Here is an 18,184-nt window from a genome sequence, read left to right as displayed (position 1 = left end):
GACCTTACCAGCGTGGCGGCCGGATATCGCACGAAGCACCCAGAAGGAGTCAGTCGTGTCCGCGAACAGCTTCGACGCCCGCAGCTCGCTGCAGGTGGGCGACGAGTCGTACGAGATCTTCAAGCTCTCCGCCGTCGAGGGTTCCGAGCGGCTGCCCTACAGCCTCAAGGTGCTGCTGGAGAACCTGCTCCGCACGGAGGACGGCGCGAACATCACCGCCGACCACATCCGCGCGCTCGGCGCCTGGGACGAGAACGCCCAGCCGAGCCAGGAGATCCAGTTCACGCCCGCGCGCGTGATCATGCAGGACTTCACCGGCGTCCCCTGCGTGGTCGACCTGGCCACCATGCGCGAGGCCGTCAAGGAGCTGGGCGGCGACCCGGCCAAGATCAACCCGCTGGCCCCGGCCGAGCTGGTCATCGACCACTCGGTCATCGCCGACAAGTTCGGCACCAAGGACGCGTTCACCCAGAACGTCGAGATCGAGTACGGCCGCAACAAGGAGCGCTACCAGTTCCTGCGCTGGGGCCAGACCGCCTTCGACGAGTTCAAGGTCGTCCCGCCGGGCACCGGCATCGTCCACCAGGTGAACATCGAGCACCTGGCCCGCACCGTCATGGTCCGCGGCGGCCAGGCCTACCCGGACACCTGCGTCGGCACCGACTCGCACACCACCATGGTCAACGGCCTGGGCGTGCTGGGCTGGGGCGTCGGCGGCATCGAGGCCGAGGCCGCGATGCTCGGCCAGCCGGTCTCCATGCTGATCCCGCGCGTCGTCGGCTTCAAGCTGACCGGCGAGCTGCCGGCCGGCACCACCGCCACCGACCTGGTGCTCACCATCACCGAGATGCTGCGCAAGCACGGTGTGGTCGGCAAGTTCGTCGAGTTCTACGGCGACGGCATCGGCTCCATCCCGCTGGCCAACCGCGCCACCATCGGCAACATGTCGCCGGAGTTCGGCTCGACCTGCGCGATCTTCCCGATCGACGCCGAGACCATCAACTACCTCAAGCTCACCGGCCGCGACGAGCAGCAGCTCGCCCTGGTCGAGGCGTACGCCAAGGAGCAGGGTCTCTGGCACAACCCGGCGCACGAGCCGGCCTACTCGGAGTACCTGGAGCTGGACGTCTCCACCGTCGTCCCGTCGATCTCCGGCCCGAAGCGCCCGCAGGACCGCGTGATCCTGGCCGAGGCCGCCGAGCGGTTCGCCGAGGCGCTGCCGACCTACTCCGCCGAGGCCTCGAAGCCGACCGCCGTCACCGCCCCCGACGGCTCGACCTACGAGATCGACAACGGCGCGGTCGTGATCGCCTCGATCACCTCCTGCACCAACACCTCCAACCCCTCCGTCATGCTGGGCGCCGCCCTGCTGGCGAAGAAGGCCGTGGAGAAGGGCCTGTCGGTCAAGCCCTGGGTCAAGACCACCCTGGCGCCCGGCTCCAAGGTCGTCATGGACTACTACGAGAAGGCCGGCCTGCTCCCGTACATGGAGAAGCTGGGCTTCAACCTGGTCGGCTACGGCTGCGTCACCTGCATCGGCAACTCGGGCCCGCTGCCCGAGGAGGTCTCGGCCGCCGTCAACGAGTCCGACCTCGCGGTCGTCTCGGTGCTCTCGGGCAACCGCAACTTCGAGGGCCGGATCAACCCCGACGTCAAGATGAACTACCTGGCCTCCCCGCCGCTGGTGGTCGCCTACGCCCTCGCCGGCAACATGAACATCGACATCACCAAGGACGCCCTGGGCCAGGACGCCGACGGCAACGACGTCTTCCTCGCCGACATCTGGCCGACCGAGCAGGAGGTCGCCGACACCGTCGCCGGCTCCATCGACGAGGCGATGTTCGACAAGGGCTACCAGGACGTCTTCGCCGGTGACCACCGCTGGCAGTCGCTCCCGGTCCCGACCGGCAACACCTTCGAGTGGGACGCCGAGTCCACCTACGTCCGCAAGCCCCCGTACTTCGAGGGCATGGCCAAGACCCCGAGCCCGGTGACCGACATCGCCGGCGCCCGCGTCCTGGCCAAGCTGGGCGACTCGGTCACCACCGACCACATCTCCCCGGCCGGCAACATCAAGCCGGGCACCCCGGCGGCGCAGTACCTGACCGCCAACGGCGTCGAGAAGCGTGACTTCAACTCCTACGGCTCGCGCCGTGGCAACCACGAGGTCATGATCCGCGGCACCTTCGCCAACATCCGTCTGCGCAACCAGATCGCGCCGGGCACCGAGGGCGGCTACACCCGCGACTTCACCCAGGCCGACGCCCCGGTGTCGTTCATCTACGACGCCTCGCAGAACTACCAGGCCGCCGGCACCCCGCTGGTCGTCCTGGCGGGCAAGGAGTACGGCTCCGGCTCGTCCCGCGACTGGGCCGCCAAGGGCACCGCGCTGCTCGGCGTCAAGGCCGTCATCGCCGAGTCCTACGAGCGCATCCACCGCTCGAACCTGATCGGCATGGGCGTCCTGCCGCTGCAGTTCCCGGAGGGCGAGAACGCCGAGTCCCTCGGCCTGACCGGCGAGGAGACCTTCTCCTTCACCGGCGTGACCGAGCTCAACGAGGGCCGCACCCCGAAGACCGTCAAGGTCAAGGCGGTCGGCGCGGACGGGACCGGCAAGGAGTTCGACGCGGTCGTCCGCATCGACACCCCCGGCGAGGCGGACTACTACCGCAACGGCGGCATCCTGCAGTACGTGCTGCGCTCGCTCATCGGCTGAGCCCGGGTGAGTGACTGAGGGGGCCGGACCGCACACCGCGGTCCGGCCCCTTTTGCATACCGCGCCGGAAGCGGACGTCCTCTTGTGCGTTCCCCGGTCCATGGACTAAACCTCTGTGCCATCTGGTCCAGACCATTTGACGCCGCCTCAGAGAACGGGTCCGGTATGCCCACTCGCGCCTCAGCGCTGCTCGCCGCCACCACCGTCGCCGCCCTGCTCGTCGCCCCCACCGCCGCGAACGCCGCGGAGAGCGGCCACCACGGGCCCGCCCTGAAGGGCCAGCGGGTCGGCTACTTCACCCAGTGGGGCGCCGACAGCTCCGCCAAGCGCGTCCAGGACTCCGGCCAGGCCGCCAGGCTGACCGTGATCAATTACGCCTTCGGCAACGTCTCCGCGGACGGCACCTGCTTCGAGAGCAACGACTCCGGCCAGGGCGACGCCCACAACGACTACCAACGCGCCTTCTCCGCCGCCGAGTCGGTGGACGGCGTCGCCGACGCCCCCGGCCAACGGCTCAAGGGCCACCTCAACCAGCTGCGCAAGCTCAAGGCGAAGAACCCGCAGCTGCGCACCGTCATCTCGCTGGGCGGCTGGAGCTGGTCCAAGTACTTCTCGGACGCGGCCGCCTCCGACGCCACCCGCAAGAAGTTCGTCTCCTCCTGCATCGACCTCTACCTCAAGGGCGACCTGCCGGTCCTGCCCGGCTCCCCGGAGGGCGGCGCGGGCGCGGCCGCCGGCGTCTTCGACGGCATCGACATCGACTGGGAGTACCCGGGCGGCGGCGGGGACGCCGGCAACGTGGTCCGTCCCGAGGACGGCCGCAACTACACCCTGCTGATGGCCGAGTTCCGCCGCCAGCTCGACGCGCTGAGCGGCCGGAAGGGCAAGCACTACCTGCTCACCGCCGCGGTCGCCGCCAACGAGACGGTCGCGGACCGGCTCGAACTGCCCGAGCTGAGCCGGTCGGTGGACTGGCTCAACCTGATGGCCTACGACCTGCACGGCCCCTGGGAGGGCAAGGGCCCGACCGACCACCAGGCCAACCTCTACTCGGACCCCGCCGACCCGGACGCCCGGCAGCGCAGCGCGGACGCCGCCGCCACCCACTACCAGGAGCGCGGCCTGCCCTCCCGGCAGCTCGTCCTCGGCGCCCCGCTGTACGGCCACGGCTGGACGGGCGTCGCCCCCGGCGAGCGCGGCGGCCTCCACCAGAGCGCCACCGCCGCCGCCCCGGACCACTCCTACGCCGAGCTCAACGCGCTGCCCGGCAAGGTGTACGTGGACCGCGACCACGGCGCGTCCTGGAAATACGACGGCTCCACCTTCTACAGCTACGACACCGCCGAGGTGCTCACCGAGAAGGCCCGCTACGCGCGCTGGAACGACCTGGCCGGGGTGATGGTCTGGTCCCTGGACGGCGACGACGCCAAGGGCAGCGCGATCGCCGCCCTCGACCGCGGCCTGCGCCGGGACTGACCCCGGGACCGGCGCCCGGGACCGACCCGGCCGGGGCCGGTCCCGGCGCCGACCGGTACGCCGGAGGGGCCCGCCGACACGCGGTCGGCGGGCCCCACCGCAGTGGTGTCAGACCCGGTCGCAGGCCTGGGCGCGCAGGGCGCGGGCCAGGTCGTCCCGGCGCTCCAGCACCAGCCGGCGCAGCGCCGGCGCGGCCTGCGGGTGGCCGTCCAGCCAGGTGTCCGCCTCGGCCAGGGTGTGCTCGTCGGTCTGGGCGATCGGGAAGAAGCCGCCGACGATCCGCATCGCGATCTCGATGGTCCGCTCCGCCCAGACCTTCTCCAGCAGCTTGAAGTACGGCGCCGCGTAGAGGGCGGTCAGGTCGCGCTGGGCGGGGATCGCGAAGCCCGCGCTGTTGGCCTCGACCAGGGCGCTCGGCAGCTCGTCCGAGTCGATCACGGCCGACCAGGCGGCGGCCTTGGCCTCCGGGGTGGGCCGGGCGGCCAGGCACTGGGTGTACTGGCGCTTGCCGCCGGCGGTGTTGTCGGCGGCCAGCTCCCCGGCGAGTTCCTCGTCGCCGGCCTGTCCGGCGGCGGCCAGGGCCAGCCACAGCGCCCAGCGCAGCTCCTGGTCGACCTCCAGGCCGTCGATCCGGGCGCTGCCGGCCAGCAGCCCGCGGACCAGGCCGAGGTGCTCGGCGCCGCCCGCGGTCTGGGCCAGGAAGCGGGCCCAGGCGAGCTGGTGGTCGCTGCCGGGGACGGCCCCGCGCAGCTCGCGCAGGGCGCCGTCGGCGAGCCGGCGGGCGCCCTCGGCGCGCCACTCGGGGGTGGCGTACAGGTCGACGGCGGTCTTGGCCTGGGCGTGCAGCGACTGCAGCACGCCGATGTTGCCCTCCTGGCCGGCGAAGCGCAGCACCAGGGCGACGTAGTCGCGGGCCGGCATCAGGCCGTCCCGGGTGAGGTTCCAGACCGCGGACCAGGCGAGCGCCCGGGCCAGCTCGTCGCGGATGTCGCCGAGGCCGGTGCGCAGGGCCTCCAGCGAGTCGGCGTCGAAGCGGATCTTGCAGTAGGTGAGGTCCTCGTCGTTGAGCAGGACCAGGTCGGGGCGCTGACGGCCGACGGCCTCGGCGACGACGGTGCGGGCGCCGGTGACGTCCAGCTCGATCCGCTCGGTGCGCAGCAGGGCGCCGTCGGCGTCCCGGTCGTACAGGCCGACGGCGATCCGGTGCGGGCGCAGGACATCGCCGTCCTGGAGGACGGCGAGTTCGGTGATCCGGCCCTCGGCGTCGGTGGTGACCTGCGGGGTGAGCGCGTTGACGCCGGCGGTCTGCAGCCAGGCGGCGGCCCAGCTCTTGAGGTCGCGGCCGCTGGTCTCCTCCAGCACGCCCAGCAGGTCGCCGAGTTCGGTGTTGCCGAAGGCGTGCCGCTTGAAGTAGCGGCGGGCGCCCTCGAAGAAGGCCTCCGAGCCGACGTAGGCGACCAGCTGCTTGAGGACGGAGGCGCCCTTGGCGTAGGTGATGCCGTCGAAGTTGAGCTTGGCGTCCTCGAGGTCGCGGATGTCGGCGGTGATCGGGTGGGTGGTGGGGAACTGGTCCTGCCGGTAGGCCCAGGCCTTGCGCTGGTTGGCGAAGGTGACCCAGGCGGAGGAGTAGCGGGTGCGGGCGCCGATCAGGCCGTAGGAGCCCATGAAGTCGGCGAAGGACTCCTTGAGCCACAGGTCGTCCCACCAGCGCGGGGTGACCAGGTCGCCGAACCACATGTGCGCCATCTCGTGCAGGACGACGTTGGCGCGGGACTCGTAGGCGGCGTCGGTGACCTTCGAGCGGAAGACGAACTCCTCCTTGAAGGTCACGCAGCCCGGGTTCTCCATCGCGCCGATGTTGTACTCGGGGACGAAGGCCTGGTCGTACTTGCCGAAGGGGTACGGGTAGTCGAACTCCTCGTGGAAGAAGTCGAGTCCGAGCTTGGTGACGCCGAGGATCTCCTCCGCGTCGAAGTGCGGGGCGAGCGAGCGGCGGCAGAGCGCGGAGAGCGGGATCTCCAGGGTGGTGCCGTCGGCGAGTTCGCGGCTGTAGTGGTCGGTGACCACGTGGTACGGGCCGGCCACCACGGCGGTGAGGTAGGTGGAGATCGGCTTGGTCGGCGCGAACTCCCAGGTGCGGGTGTCGCCCTGGGCGGTGACGTTCTCGTGCACGGCGTTGGAGCGCACGTCCCAGGCGGCGGGGGCGGTCACCGTGAAGGTGAACGGGGCCTTGAGGTCGGGCTGTTCGAAGGTCGCGAACACCCGGCGGGCGTCGGCCGGCTCGTAGTGGGTGTAGAGGTAGGTCTCGCCGTCGGCGGGGTCGACGAAGCGGTGCAGGCCCTCGCCGGTGCGGCTGTAGGCGCAGTCGGCCTCGACGGTGAGGACGTTCTCGGCGGCCAGCCCGTCGATGTGCACCCGGGCGCCGTCGTAGGCGGTGGCCGGGTCCAGGGCGCGGCCGTTGAGGGTGACCGAGCGGACGGCGGGGGCCAGCAGGTCGAGGAAGGTGGCGGCGCCGGGCCGGTCGCAGCGGAAGGCGACGGTGGTGGTGGAGCGGAAGGTGGCGGCCGCCGGGTCGGGGGCCGAGCTCACGTCCAGCCGGACGCTGTAGCCGTCGACGGCCAGGACGCCGGCTCGCTGCTGTGCTTCCTCGCGGCTCAGGTTCTTGCCCGGCACGGCGGTACTCCTTTGTCCGGCCCGCACGGTGGTGCGTGCGTGGATGGTGCGGATCGGTGCGCGGTGTGCATCGCGCACGCAGGGGCATCCTTTCACGCCCGCCCCGGCCGGTACCATTGCACAGCCCGTCGCGTCCGGGGCCGGAATCAGCGGCGGCGCGCGGGTGTTGGGGTCCGGGTGGGGGGCGACATCCCCTGCCTCGGAACACCTCACGAAGGACGAGACCCAGTGACGACTGCCGCTGAGCGCAAGACCGCCGACTTCTGGTTCGACCCGGCCTGCCCGTGGGCGTGGATGACGTCCCGCTGGCTGATCGAGGTCCAGCAGCTGCGTCCGGTCGACGTGCGCTGGCACGTGATGAGCCTGTCGGTGCTCAACGAGCACCGCGACCTGCCGCAGAGCTACCGCGAGCTGCTGGACAACGCCTGGGGCGCGGTGCGGGTCTGCGTCGCGGCCGCCCAGGAGCACGGCGACGAGGTGCTGGGCCGGCTGTACACCGAGCTGGGCCTGCGCTTCCACAACCAGGGCCTGCCGCAGAACCGGGAGACCGTCGAGGCCGCCCTGGTGGCCGCGGGCCTGCCCGTCGAGCTGGCGGACGCGGCCGGCACCGACGCGTACGACGAGGCCCTGCGCGCCTCCCACAAGGAGGGCATCACCCTGGTCGGCGAGGACGTCGGCACCCCGGTGATCGCGGTGGAGGGCGCGGACGGCGACCGGGTCGCCTTCTTCGGCCCGGTGGTCACCCCGGCCCCCAAGGGCGAGGCCGCGGCCCGGCTGTGGGACGGCACCCTGCTGGTGGCCTCCACCCCGGGTTTCTACGAGATCAAGCGCACCCGCACGGCCGGCCCGTCCTTCGAGTAGGCCCGGGCGGGCACGGCGAAGGCCCGGTACCCCGCGGGGTGCCGGGCCTCCGCCGTGCCGGGCGTTCGCCGTCGTCCGTCAGCGGGCCGCGGCCGCGTCCCGGCGCTGCTTGAGCAGCCCGGCCCCGCTCAGCAGGACGACCAGCACCCCGGCCGCGTACAGCTGCTGGCGGTTGCCCTCGGTGGTGGTCATCAGGGCGAGGATGCCGGCCACGGCGGCCGTCGCGACCCAGGTCAGGTACGGGTAGCCCCACATCTTCACGGTGAGCAGCTCGGGCGCCTCGCGCTCCAGCCGGCGGCGCATCCGCAGCTGGACGACGCAGATGAACAGCCAGACCACCAGGATGGCGACGCCGGTGGTGTTCATCAGCCAGGTGAACACGGTGTCCGGCCAGAACTTGGCGGCCAGCACGGCGCCGAAGCCGAACAGGCAGGAGGCCAGCACGGCCCGGCGCGGCACCCCGCCGGACACCTTGGCCAGCGCCTTGGGGCCCTGGCCGCGGCCGACCAGCGAGTACGCCATCCGGGAGGCGCCGTAGATGTTGGCGTTCATCGCGGACAGCAGCGCGATCAGCACCACCACCTCCATGATCGTCCCGGCCCCGGGCACCCCGAGGTGGCGCAGCACCGTGACGTACGGGCCGTCGGCGACGACCGACGGGTCCTTCCAGGAGACCAGGGTGACCACCAGGGCCATCGAGCCGATGTAGAAGATCGCGATCCGCCACACCGCGGTGCGCACCGCGTTGGCGACGTTCTTCTTGGGGTCGTCCGACTCGGCCGCGGCGATGGTGACCGTCTCCAGGCCGCCGTACGCGAAGACCGAGGCGAGCAGGCCGACGATCAGCCCGCTGACGCCGGTGGGCAGGAAGCCGCCCTGGCCGGTGAGGTTGGTGCTGCCGGGGGCGCCGGGGCCGATCACGCCGGCGACGCCGAGCCCGCCGATGACCAGGAAGGCGATGATCGCGGCGACCTTGACGGTGGCGAACCAGAACTCGAACTCGCCGAAGTTCTTCACCGCGGTGAGGTTGCTGGCGCAGAAGAAGACCATGAACAGGGCGACCCAGACCCAGGCGGAGACCCCGGGGACCCAGCCGTTGACGATCTTCCCGGCGGCGGTGGCCTCGGCGGCGACGCCGCAGCAGAGCATCACCCAGTACATCCAGCCGGCCGTGATCCCGGCCCAGGGGCCGATCTCCTTCTCGGCGTGCACCGAGAAGGAGCCGGAGGCCGGGCGGGCGGCGGACATCTCGCCGAGCATCCGCATGATCAGCATGACCAGCAGGCCGGAGAGGGTGAAGGCGAGGATGATCGCCGGCCCGGCGGCCGCGATGCCGGCGCCGGAGCCCACGAACAGGCCGGCGCCGATGACGCCGCCGAGGGCGATCATCGACAGGTGGCGCTGCTTGAGTCCGTGGCTGAGCTGCTGGCCACCGGACGGCGGGGGAGCCTCGGTGGTCCCGGGCGCCTGGGGCGCGGAGGTGGGGGCCATAGGGGTGGATCCAGACTGTGCGGAATGCGGCATGAGCTGTCCAATATCCGGGGACCCCGCTGTTCCTGCCAACGATGTCCGCCGCGGGCCCACCATGCGGACCGGGCGGTCACCGTGCGTGGCGACTGGTTCGCCGAGAGTCGCCCGGAGCCGGTTCCGACAAGCTTCGTGGGCGGTGCTTTGTCCGAAACCGTGGCATCGGCGCAGTGGATCACCGCGTAGGTTCACAGGTGTTCACTCACCTGGACCTCACGGAGGAACCCCGATGGCCACTGCCACCACCCCGACAGCGCGTCGCGCCGTCCTCGCCGACCTGCTGCCCGCCGCCTCGACCCGCCTCGGCACCCAGGTCCGCGACCTCGCCCTGGTGGCCGGCGGCGCCGCGCTGACCGGTGTGGCCGCCCAGCTGTCGGTCAACGTGCCCGGCTCGCCGGTGCCGGTCACCGGCCAGACCTTCGCCGCCCTGCTGGTCGGCACCGCGCTGGGCGCCCGCCGCGGCGTCGCCTCGCTCGCGCTCTACCTGCTGGCCGGCGCGGCCGGCCTGCCCTGGTTCGCCGAGGGCACCTCCGGCTGGGCCATGCCGTCCTTCGGCTACGTGCTCGGCTTCGTCCTCGCCGCCGCCCTGACCGGCGCGCTGGCCCGCCGCGGCGCCGACCGCTCCCCGCTGAACACCGCGGTGACGATGGCGCTGGGCAGCCTGGCCATCTACGCCGTCGGCGTCCCGTACCTGGCGTTCAGCCTGCACGTCCCGCTGGCCCGCGCCGCCGAACTGGGCCTCTACCCGTACCTGGTCGGCGACGCGCTCAAGGCCGCCTTCGCCGCCGGCGCGCTGCCGCTCGCCTGGAAGCTGCTCGGCCGCCGCTGAGACCCGGACCCCCCGTTGTCGGGCCCGGGCGCACCCGCATGCCACACTCATGGCATGCGCGTGTACCTGGGCTCCGACCATGCCGGATACGAACTGAAGAACCACCTCGTGGAGTGGCTCAAGGGGGCCGGCCACGAGCCGGTCGACTGCGGGCCGCACATCTACGACGCCGAGGACGACTACCCGCCGTTCTGCCTGCGCGCCGCCGAGCGCACCGCCGCCGACGCGGACGCCCTCGGCATCGTGATCGGCGGCTCGGGCAACGGTGAGGCGATCGCCGCCAACAAGGTCAAGGGCGTCCGTGCGGCGCTGGCCTGGAGCGTGCAGACCGCCGAGCTCGGCCGTCAGCACAACAACGCCAACGTCATCTCCATCGGCGGCCGGATGCACACCGAGGACGAGGCCACCGAGTTCGTCGAGGTCTTCCTCAAGACCCCCTACAGCGGCGAGGCCCGGCACACCCGCCGGATCGAGATGCTGAGCGAGTACGAGACCACCGGCGAGCTCCCGCCGATCCCGGCCCACCACCCCCAGGGCTGATCCACCCGCCACCGACGGCCGGCCGCACCCTCCCGTGCGGCCGGCCGTCGCCGTCCGCGCGGCCCCCGGCGGCTGTGTCGTCGGCCACAGGCGCCCGCGCGCCCGCAGCTGCGCACGCGGGGCGCACGCGCCGCCCGCCGGCGCCGTACGCCCAACCGGCGCACGCCTCCTGACGGCGTGCCCGCCACCGGCCCGATCGGCCGAAACCCGCTGAGCGGCCCGCGCGCCGGGGCCGCCGCCCGCCCCCGGACCGTCGACGCCGGGCCGCACCCGTGGATAGGGTCGGACCCCATGGCTGGCAGACCGCCGGGCGCACCGCCCCAGACGACTGCGACGAGGCCCGGCGCCGCCCCGGCGTCCGAGCCCGTGACGGCCCGGCTGCGCAAGAGGCTCCGCCGGGCCCGCCGAAGGCTGCGCACGGCCGGTGTCGACTACTTCCGCGGCGGCGCCGCCGACTGGCCGGTGCTCTGCGCGCTGGCCCTGCTCGTCCCGCTGATGATCCTGCTCAACATCTGGATCCCGGACTGGGCCCCGCCCACCACCCTGGTCCTGCCGATCCTGGCCGGCGCGCTGCTGCTGCGCCCCGGCTCCCTGGTGGTGCTGTACGCGCTGGCCGCCCTCGGGCTGTCCGCCGAGTCCGTGATCCACACCGGCCAGCGGGTCGCCAGCGACAACCCGGAGGCCTACGTCTACGGCGTCACCCCCGGCGCGGCCCTGGTGGTCGGCGCCGCCGGGGTCGGCGGCCTGCTGCTGGCCCAGTTCCGGGCCCGGGTCGGCGTCCCCTGGTGGGGCGGCTCCACCATGCTGTTCGACCTGCGCGAGCGGCTGCGGGTGCAGAGCCGGGTGCCCGAGCTGCCGGCCGGCTGGCACGCCGACATGGCGCTGCGCCCGGCCGGCGGCCAGTCCTTCTCCGGCGACTTCGTGGTGGCCGCCCGCACCGGCCCCGGCCAGCGGCTGCTGGAGGTGGTCCTCGCGGACGTCTCCGGCAAGGGCATGGACGCGGGCTCGCGGGCCCTGCTGCTGTCCGGCGCCTTCGGCGGCCTGGTCGGCTCGCTGCCCGCGCACGACTTCCTGCCCGCCGCCAACGGCTACCTGCTGCGCCAGTCCTGGGAGGAGGGCTTCGCCACCGCCGTCCACCTGGTGCTGGACCTGGACAGCGGCGAGTACGAACTGCTCTCGGCCGGGCACCTGCCGGGCATGCAGCGGCTGGCCGGCGAGGGGCGCTGGGAGATCAAGGAGGCCGAGGGCCCGCTGCTCGGGATCTACGACGGCGCCAAGTTCGACGGCGTGCGCGGCCGGCTGAACCGGGGCGACGTGCTGATGCTGTGCACCGACGGCATGGTCGAGGAGCCCGGCCGGGACCTCGCCGAGGGCATGGACCGGCTGATGGGGGAGGCCGACCGGCTGGTCCCCGGCGGCGCCCCGGGCAGCGGTGCGGGCGCGGCGGGCGCGCTGATCGAGACGGTCGCCCGGGACATCAACGACGACCGGGCCGTACTGCTGCTCTGGCGCGACTGAGGCGGCTGTCCGCGTCATGTGCCACCGGCAGGGCCGTCGTGTCAAGCCTGGCAGCTGATCTTCGGCCATATCGGACGGCCCGTCGGCTGAGCGGATCCGCGACCTCCGCTCCACGTCCCCGGGCGTTTCCCGGCCGCTCAGCAGCGCCCCGCCGACGATTCGTCAGAACGGCTCCGCTATCGTCCCGGTCGGCGGAAACTCGTCCCGCAGCGCAGGATGTCGACGTCGGGCCGACTGTCAGACCTTTACGCAATCGGCACGGTCGACCACACTGAGTCCGGGCGGGACTGTTCAGGATTCGGGGGATGGGGGGCGACACGTGCGGCACACCAGACAGCGGGCCGGTGCGCGTTCCTCGGCCGGCGCTGTGCCGGACGGTCCGCGATTCCGCCTCGGGACCGTCGGACAGGCCGGGGTCCGGCTTCGCAGGTGCCGCCGGGCGGCGGCGCCACGCTATGAAACGAGGAAGTGAGTCCGGGTGGCACTCTCCGTCTCCGCGCTGGTCCTGTTCGCGATCCTGTGCATCATCTTCATCCGGAACAAGCAGCTGAAGATCCCGCACGCGATCGTCGCCGCCCTGTTCGGCTTCATGCTGCACGAGACCACGATGGCGACCTCCATCAACTCCCTGCTGGCCAACCTGGCGCACAGCATCTCCAGCATCACGGGGGGCTGACCCGGCCGGGCCGGACGCCCTCCGCCAGGGGCTTACCGGCCGGCCCTCCGGGCCTCCCGCCAGCGGGCGAACAGTCCCCGGGGGCGCGTCGCCGCCGGGGTCGGGGCACGCGCCGGCACGGGTGCCGGGGCGCCCGTCGGCGCGGCCGGGGCCGGTGCCGCCCGCTCCGCCGTCAGCAGCACGAACAGCCGCGCCCAGCACAGCCGTTCGCCGCGCGGCCAGTCCAGCGCGCGCAGCGCCGCGGAGGCCGCCTCCGACACCTCGCCGCCCACCCGGACCTCGGCGACGTCGTCGCCCGCCTTCCCGCCCAGGAAGAGCTTCACCCCGACCGGTCCCGGCCCGGTCAGCTCCCGCTCCAGGGCCGGCGCCAGCGCGGGCAGCACCCGGTGCTCGGCGAGCCAGGCCGCCAGGTGCTCGTTGCCGAAGCCGAACACCGCCGCCGGCCCCTGCACCGCCCGCCAGCCCGGGAGTTCGGGCAGGTTCGGGCGGTCGGCGTGGATCCCGCGCCCGTCGGCCAGCTCGACCAGCACCGAGGCGGTGGTGGTCGCCCACATCTTCACCGCGTTGGCGAGCTTCTCCTCCTCGGTCTTGCCGAGGCCGGGTGCGCAGTCCCACACCACCGGGGCGTCCGCCCGGCCCAGGTGGAGCACGAAGCCGAGGTCCACGTGCCCGGCGCCGCCGTCCTCCCCGGGGTGCTCGCGCACCGCCACCGCGGTGGTTCCGGGGCCGCGTACCACCTCGCCGTCCGGGTGGAAGTCCTGGCCCAGTCGTGCCATCTCCCGGACCACACAGCGCTGTATGACCGCCAGTCGCTCCTGCGGACCCACGGGACTCCTCCACTCCGGGAGCGCGGCGCCACGGGTCGCGCTCGAACTGCGCTCGAACGCCGCCGAGGCTATCGGCCCGACCGCCGTGCGGGAAACCGTGCGGACGCCTTCTCCCTGCGGTCGCGGAATTGTCCGGAATGCCCCACTTTGGGGAGCGGAACCCGACAGCCGCCCGCCTGGAGAGCCCGCATGGCCCGCACCGCCCCGACGCCCCCCGTGCCCCACCCGGCCGCCCTGGCGGACCTGCTCGCGGGCCCGGACGGCTCCGGCCTGGTCGCCGAGGTGGAGGCCTACCTCGCCTCGCTGCCCGCCCCCGCGCGCACCCCCGGACCGTACGTCTGCCGCTACGGGAGCGTCCTGCGCCCCTGGCGCGCCGGCCACCCGGAGCCCCGGGCCACCCTGCTCGACCGGGCGCTGCGCCGCCCCGCCCGGCCCGTCCCGGTCACCGCCGCCGACCACCTGCGGCTCGCCTCCCGCTACATCGGCGCCCACGGCTGGCTGCAGGGCGCGATGTGGGACGCCACCGGGCGGGTCTGCCTGCTCGGCGCCCAGGCCGCCGTCCTGGCGTACGGCTACGGCACCCCGGCGACCGTGCGGGCCGGCCGGGTCCAGCTGATGGAGGTGCTGCACGCCACCGGCCGCCCGGCGCGCTCCCCGGACGAGTACAACGACCGCCCCGCCACCCGGGAGGGCGACGTCCACCTGCTGCTCGACCGGGCCGCCGCCCGGGCCGCCCGGCTGGGGCTCTGAGGCGCCGCACGGGCCCGGGAACGCCGACGGCCCCGGTGCGCTGGGCGCACCGGGGCCGGGCCGGAAGAGCGGGTGACGAGAATCGAACTCGCGTGACTAGTTTGGAAGACTAGGGCTCTACCATTGAGCTACACCCGCGCGAAGCCGCCGACCGTTCCCGGTCGGAAGTTCGGGGGACAGCGTACCCGCTCCGGTCCCTTCCGTGCACACCGCACTCCGCGCGCACCCCCTTCGGCGGTGCTCCCGCCGTGCCCCGAATAAGTCGACGAGCCGTACAGGCCCGGCGTGTACGCTTCCTCTCGGCACCACGGGGTGTGGCGCAGTTTGGTAGCGCGTCCGCTTTGGGAGCGGAAGGCCGTCGGTTCGAATCCGGTCACCCCGACAGTGCGGCAGGGTCTCGCCCACCGGGGCGGGGCCCTGTTCTGTTCGGGCGGTACGGTGGCGCCTGGCGTCCGCCTTTCGTGGTACCGGTAGGATGGGGCGCTGGCGGTAGTCCCTGTGGCGTCAACCCAGGTCAACCGCCCGAGGGCGAGGAGTCAAGCTCACCGTCCACCCACACGGGAGATGCAGCTCCAACCGCCCATCGCCCGTCTCGTCCGACCCACCCGTACCGGCTCCGGCCGGGCGTGCGGGCCGGGCGGAGACAACCTGACCGCAAGCCCCTAGGAGACCTAACCGTGAAGAGCGCCGTCGAGACTCTGAACCCGACCCGGGTTCGACTCACCGTCGAGGTGCCCTTCGAGGAGCTCAAGCCCAGCCTCGACGCGGCGTACAAGAAGATCAACCAGCAGGTCACGGTTCCGGGCTTCCGCAAGGGCAAGATCCCGGCTCGCGTCATCGACCAGCGCTTCGGCCGCGGTGCCGTGCTGGAGGAGGCCGTCAACGACGCCCTGCCGCGCTTCTACACGCAGGCCGTCGACGAGGGCAAGATCGAGGTCCTCGGCCAGCCCGACATCACCAACATCGAGGGTGTCGAGAAGATCGCCGACGGTGGTGACCTCAAGTTCACCGCCGAGGTGGACATCCGCCCGGAGATCACCCTGCCGGAGTTCTCCTCCATCGAGGTGACCGTCGACCCGATCGTCGTCTCCGACGAGGACATCGAGAAGTCCCTCGAGCAGCTGCGCGAGCGCTTCTCCTCGGTCAAGGACGTCGAGCGCGCCGCCGCCGAGGGCGACATCGTGGTCGTCGACCTGATCGCCAAGGTCGACGGCGAGGTGCCGGACGACGGCACCGCCACGGGCGTCAGCTACGAGATCGGCTCGGGCCGCCTCATCGACGGCATCGACGAGGCCGTGCTCGGCCTGTCGGCCGGCGCGGAGAAGACCTTCGAGACCGAGCTCAAGGGTGGCACCCAGGCCGGCAAGACCTCCGAGGTCACCGTCACCGTCACGGCCGTCCAGGAGAAGGAGCTGCCGGAGCTGGACGACGAGTTCGCCCAGCTGGCCAGCGAGTTCGACAGCCTGGAGGACCTGCGTGCCGACTCCCGCAAGCGCCTGGAGCGCATGAAGGAGTACGACCAGGCCACCCAGGCCCAGGAGAAGGTCCTCGACGCGCTGCTCACGCTGGTTGAGATCGAGTACCCCGAGAAGCTCCTGAAGGACGAGATCGAGACCCGCAAGCACAACCTCGAGCACCACCAGCTCGAGCCGATGGGTCTGAACATCGACACCTACCTGGAGACCCAGGGCAAGTCCCGCGAGGAGTGGGAGGCGGAGATCGAGGAGCAGGCGAAGAAGGGCATCAAGACCCAGTTCGTCCTGGACCAGATCGTCGCCAACGAGGAGCTGGGGGTCAACCAGGAGGAGCTCACCGAGCACCTCATCCGCCGTGCGGCCGGCTCCGGCCTCACCCCGGACCAGTTCGCCCAGCAGGTCGTCCAGGGCGGTCAGGTTCCGCTGCTGGTCGGCGAGGTCGCCCGCGGCAAGGCGCTGGCCACCGTGGTCGAGGCCGCCAAGGTCGTCGACACCGAGGGCAACGAGATCAACTTCGACGACGAGGACGAGACGGCCGAGACCGTCGAGGCCGCCGCCGAGGAGAAGACCGAGGAGAGCACCGAGGCCTGAGTGCCCCGGTAGCCCCCTGAGGCGCTGCAACGGGCCCGGACGCCGCTACGGCGTCCGGGCCCGTCGTCGTCCCACCGCGCACCCGGGTGCCCCCGCGACCCTGCGCTCACAGCGAACAGTTCTGCGTGAGGGATTCTGCGGCCGGGCCTGCGCGTTAGGGTCCTTGGACAGCAACAATCACGACGTGATACCCGGAAGCTGTGCGACACCGTGACGGCCGCCCGGCGACCGTCCACATCGACTGAGCAGGTGGCTAAGTGACGTTCCCGCAGATGCAGATGGGCCCGATGGCGCCGCACGCCGCCTCTGGTGACGTGCTCGGCGGCCTGGGTGACCAGGTCTACAACCGGCTGCTCAACGAGCGGATCATCTTCCTCGGCCAGCAGGTCGACGACGACATCGCCAACAAGATCACCGCGCAGCTGCTGCTGCTGGCCGCGGACCCTGAGAAGGACATCTTCCTCTACATCAACTCCCCGGGCGGCTCGATCTCGGCGGGCATGGCGATCTACGACACCATGCAGTACATCAAGAACGACGTCGTCACCATCGCCATGGGCATGGCCGCCTCGATGGGTCAGTTCCTGCTGACCGCCGGCGCCAAGGGCAAGCGCTTCTCGCTGCCGAACGCCAACATCCTGATGCACCAGCCCTCCGCGGGCCTCGGCGGCTCCGCCACGGACATCCGCATCCAGGCCGAGCAGCTGCTCCGCACCAAGAAGCGGATGTCCGAGCTGATCGCCTTCCACAGCGGCCAGTCCTTCGAGCAGATCACCCGGGACTCCGACCGCGACCGCTGGTTCACCCCGGAGGAGGCCCTGGAGTACGGCCTCATCGACGCGATCATGCACAGCGCCGCGGACGTCCCCGGCGGCGGCGGCACGGGCGCCTGAGCCTCGGCCCGGCCCACGAGACCACAGCCACAACGCCCCGGAGGACAAGAACCCCCATGAACATCCCCAGCCTGTCGGCCGCCAAGGCCCGCGTCGAGGACATGCGCGCCGAGGGTCGCTACATCGTCCCGCGCTTCGTCGAGCGCACCACGCAGGGCATCCGCGAGTACGACCCGTACGCCAAGCTGTTCGAGGAGCGCATCATCTTCCTCGGCTCGCAGGTCGACGACGTCTCGGCGAACGACATCATGGCGCAGCTGCTGTGCCTGGAGTCGATGGACCCGGACCGCGAGATCCAGATGTACATCAACTCGCCCGGCGGCTCGTTCACGGCCCTGACGGCCATCTACGACACCATGCAGTACGTCAAGCCGGACATCACCACGGTCTGCATGGGCCAGGCGGCCTCCGCCGCGGCCGTGCTGCTCGCCGCCGGCACCCCCGGCAAGCGGATGGCGCTGCCGAACGCCCGCATCCTGATCCACCAGCCGTACACCGAGACCGGCCGCGGCCAGGTGTCCGACCTGGAGATCCAGGCCAAGGAGATCTTCCGGATGCGCGAGCAGCTGGAGCAGATGCTCTCCAAGCACTCCAACAAGCCGGTGGAGCAGGTGCGCGAGGACATCGAGCGCGACAAGATCCTGACCGCCGAGGAGGCCCTGGAGTACGGCCTGGTGGACCAGATCATCTCGACCCGCAAGACCTCGCTGACCTCCTGAGGCCGGTTCCGTCGGGGGGGGGGGCGCCCCCGGTTTCGCGCCCCCCCCCGACCCGGGGGCGGGGGCGGTCACCGCAAAAGTTGGGTATGAATTAGCCCCCGGCGGAGGGCAGA

At 72.1% G+C, this 18,184-nt stretch carries 14 protein-coding genes and 2 tRNA genes; 12 read left to right on the top strand and 4 right to left on the bottom strand.

Features of this window, described 5'->3' with window-relative positions; translation table 11 throughout:
• The first annotated feature begins 55 nt into the window (after positions 1 to 55).
• Complete coding sequence (gene acnA / locus ACFXPX_RS18035) at positions 56 to 2,716, top strand: aconitate hydratase AcnA (protein WP_380642123.1); 2,661 nt, start codon at positions 56 to 58, stop codon at positions 2,714 to 2,716.
• A 165-nt stretch (positions 2,717 to 2,881) separates the two neighbouring features.
• Positions 2,882 to 4,192 (top strand): glycoside hydrolase family 18 protein, encoded by a 1,311-nt coding sequence (locus ACFXPX_RS18030; RefSeq protein ID WP_380642121.1) that lies wholly within the window; start codon positions 2,882 to 2,884, stop codon positions 4,190 to 4,192.
• 108 nt (positions 4,193 to 4,300) lie between these two features.
• Here the strand turns inward: ACFXPX_RS18030 and pepN are convergent, their stop codons facing one another.
• Entirely contained in the window at positions 4,301 to 6,865 is a 2,565-nt protein-coding gene (pepN, locus tag ACFXPX_RS18025; protein ID WP_380642134.1) for an aminopeptidase N, read from the bottom strand.
• A 228-nt stretch (positions 6,866 to 7,093) separates the two neighbouring features.
• Here pepN and ACFXPX_RS18020 point away from each other — a divergent pair, with 228 nt between their 5' ends.
• Positions 7,094 to 7,726 carry a DsbA family protein gene (locus tag ACFXPX_RS18020; RefSeq protein WP_380524784.1) on the top strand — a complete coding sequence of 211 codons (633 nt, stop codon included), beginning with the start codon at positions 7,094 to 7,096 and terminating at the stop codon, positions 7,724 to 7,726.
• A 78-nt stretch (positions 7,727 to 7,804) separates the two neighbouring features.
• Here ACFXPX_RS18020 and ACFXPX_RS18015 read toward each other — a convergent pair whose 3' ends face one another.
• Complete coding sequence (locus ACFXPX_RS18015) at positions 7,805 to 9,217, bottom strand: amino acid permease (RefSeq protein ID WP_375893076.1); 1,413 nt, start codon at positions 9,215 to 9,217, stop codon at positions 7,805 to 7,807.
• A 265-nt stretch (positions 9,218 to 9,482) separates the two neighbouring features.
• On the opposite strand from ACFXPX_RS18015, the gene ACFXPX_RS18010 reads away from it, so the two are divergent.
• From ACFXPX_RS18010 to ACFXPX_RS17995, 4 genes are all read left to right on the top strand, one after another.
• Positions 9,483 to 10,082, top strand: coding sequence for a biotin transporter BioY (locus ACFXPX_RS18010; RefSeq protein WP_380642118.1), 600 nt, complete (start codon positions 9,483 to 9,485; stop codon positions 10,080 to 10,082).
• Positions 10,083 to 10,136: 54 nt separating this feature from the next.
• On the top strand, positions 10,137 to 10,622 hold the full coding sequence (locus ACFXPX_RS18005; RefSeq protein WP_375893080.1) for a ribose-5-phosphate isomerase: 486 nt from the start codon (positions 10,137 to 10,139) through the stop codon (positions 10,620 to 10,622).
• A gap of 291 nt (positions 10,623 to 10,913) precedes the next feature.
• Entirely contained in the window at positions 10,914 to 12,140 is a 1,227-nt protein-coding gene (locus tag ACFXPX_RS18000) for a PP2C family protein-serine/threonine phosphatase (protein ID WP_375893082.1), read from the top strand.
• A 478-nt stretch (positions 12,141 to 12,618) separates the two neighbouring features.
• The gene (locus ACFXPX_RS17995) at positions 12,619 to 12,816 is read left to right on the top strand and encodes a hypothetical protein (protein ID WP_188304780.1); all 198 of its coding nucleotides are present in this window, start codon (positions 12,619 to 12,621) and stop codon (positions 12,814 to 12,816) included.
• 32 nt (positions 12,817 to 12,848) lie between these two features.
• On the opposite strand, the gene ACFXPX_RS17990 is transcribed toward ACFXPX_RS17995, so the two are convergent.
• Positions 12,849 to 13,592, bottom strand: a complete 744-nt coding sequence (locus tag ACFXPX_RS17990; RefSeq protein ID WP_380524788.1) for a DUF6348 family protein — start codon at positions 13,590 to 13,592, stop codon at positions 12,849 to 12,851.
• A 240-nt stretch (positions 13,593 to 13,832) separates the two neighbouring features.
• Here ACFXPX_RS17990 and ACFXPX_RS17985 point away from each other — a divergent pair, with 240 nt between their 5' ends.
• Positions 13,833 to 14,393, top strand: a complete 561-nt coding sequence (locus tag ACFXPX_RS17985) for a hypothetical protein (RefSeq protein WP_380642116.1) — start codon at positions 13,833 to 13,835, stop codon at positions 14,391 to 14,393.
• Between the two features lie 67 nt (positions 14,394 to 14,460).
• Here the strand turns inward: ACFXPX_RS17985 and ACFXPX_RS17980 are convergent.
• Positions 14,461 to 14,531: transfer RNA gene (locus ACFXPX_RS17980), tRNA-Gly, on the bottom strand.
• 170 nt (positions 14,532 to 14,701) lie between these two features.
• Between ACFXPX_RS17980 and ACFXPX_RS17975 the strand changes: the two genes are divergently transcribed.
• The 4 genes from ACFXPX_RS17975 (at position 14,702) to ACFXPX_RS17960 (ending at position 18,071) form a co-directional block, all read left to right on the top strand.
• Positions 14,702 to 14,775, top strand: a tRNA-Pro gene (locus ACFXPX_RS17975).
• Positions 14,776 to 15,070: 295 nt separating this feature from the next.
• A complete protein-coding gene (tig, locus tag ACFXPX_RS17970; protein ID WP_380403547.1) occupies positions 15,071 to 16,459 on the top strand; it encodes a trigger factor in 1,389 nt (462 codons plus the stop codon).
• 278 nt (positions 16,460 to 16,737) lie between these two features.
• Entirely contained in the window at positions 16,738 to 17,352 is a 615-nt protein-coding gene (locus tag ACFXPX_RS17965; protein ID WP_329931219.1) for an ATP-dependent Clp protease proteolytic subunit, read from the top strand.
• Positions 17,353 to 17,408: 56 nt separating this feature from the next.
• Positions 17,409 to 18,071, top strand: a complete 663-nt coding sequence (locus ACFXPX_RS17960; protein WP_375893090.1) for an ATP-dependent Clp protease proteolytic subunit — start codon at positions 17,409 to 17,411, stop codon at positions 18,069 to 18,071.
• The last annotated feature ends 113 nt before the right edge of the window (positions 18,072 to 18,184 follow it).

The sequence above is a fragment of the Kitasatospora sp. NPDC059146 genome, from assembly GCF_042786665.1.
Taxonomy (GTDB): Bacteria; Actinomycetota; Actinomycetes; order Streptomycetales; family Streptomycetaceae; genus Kitasatospora.
This window is presented reverse-complemented; position numbering and strand designations above follow the sequence as displayed.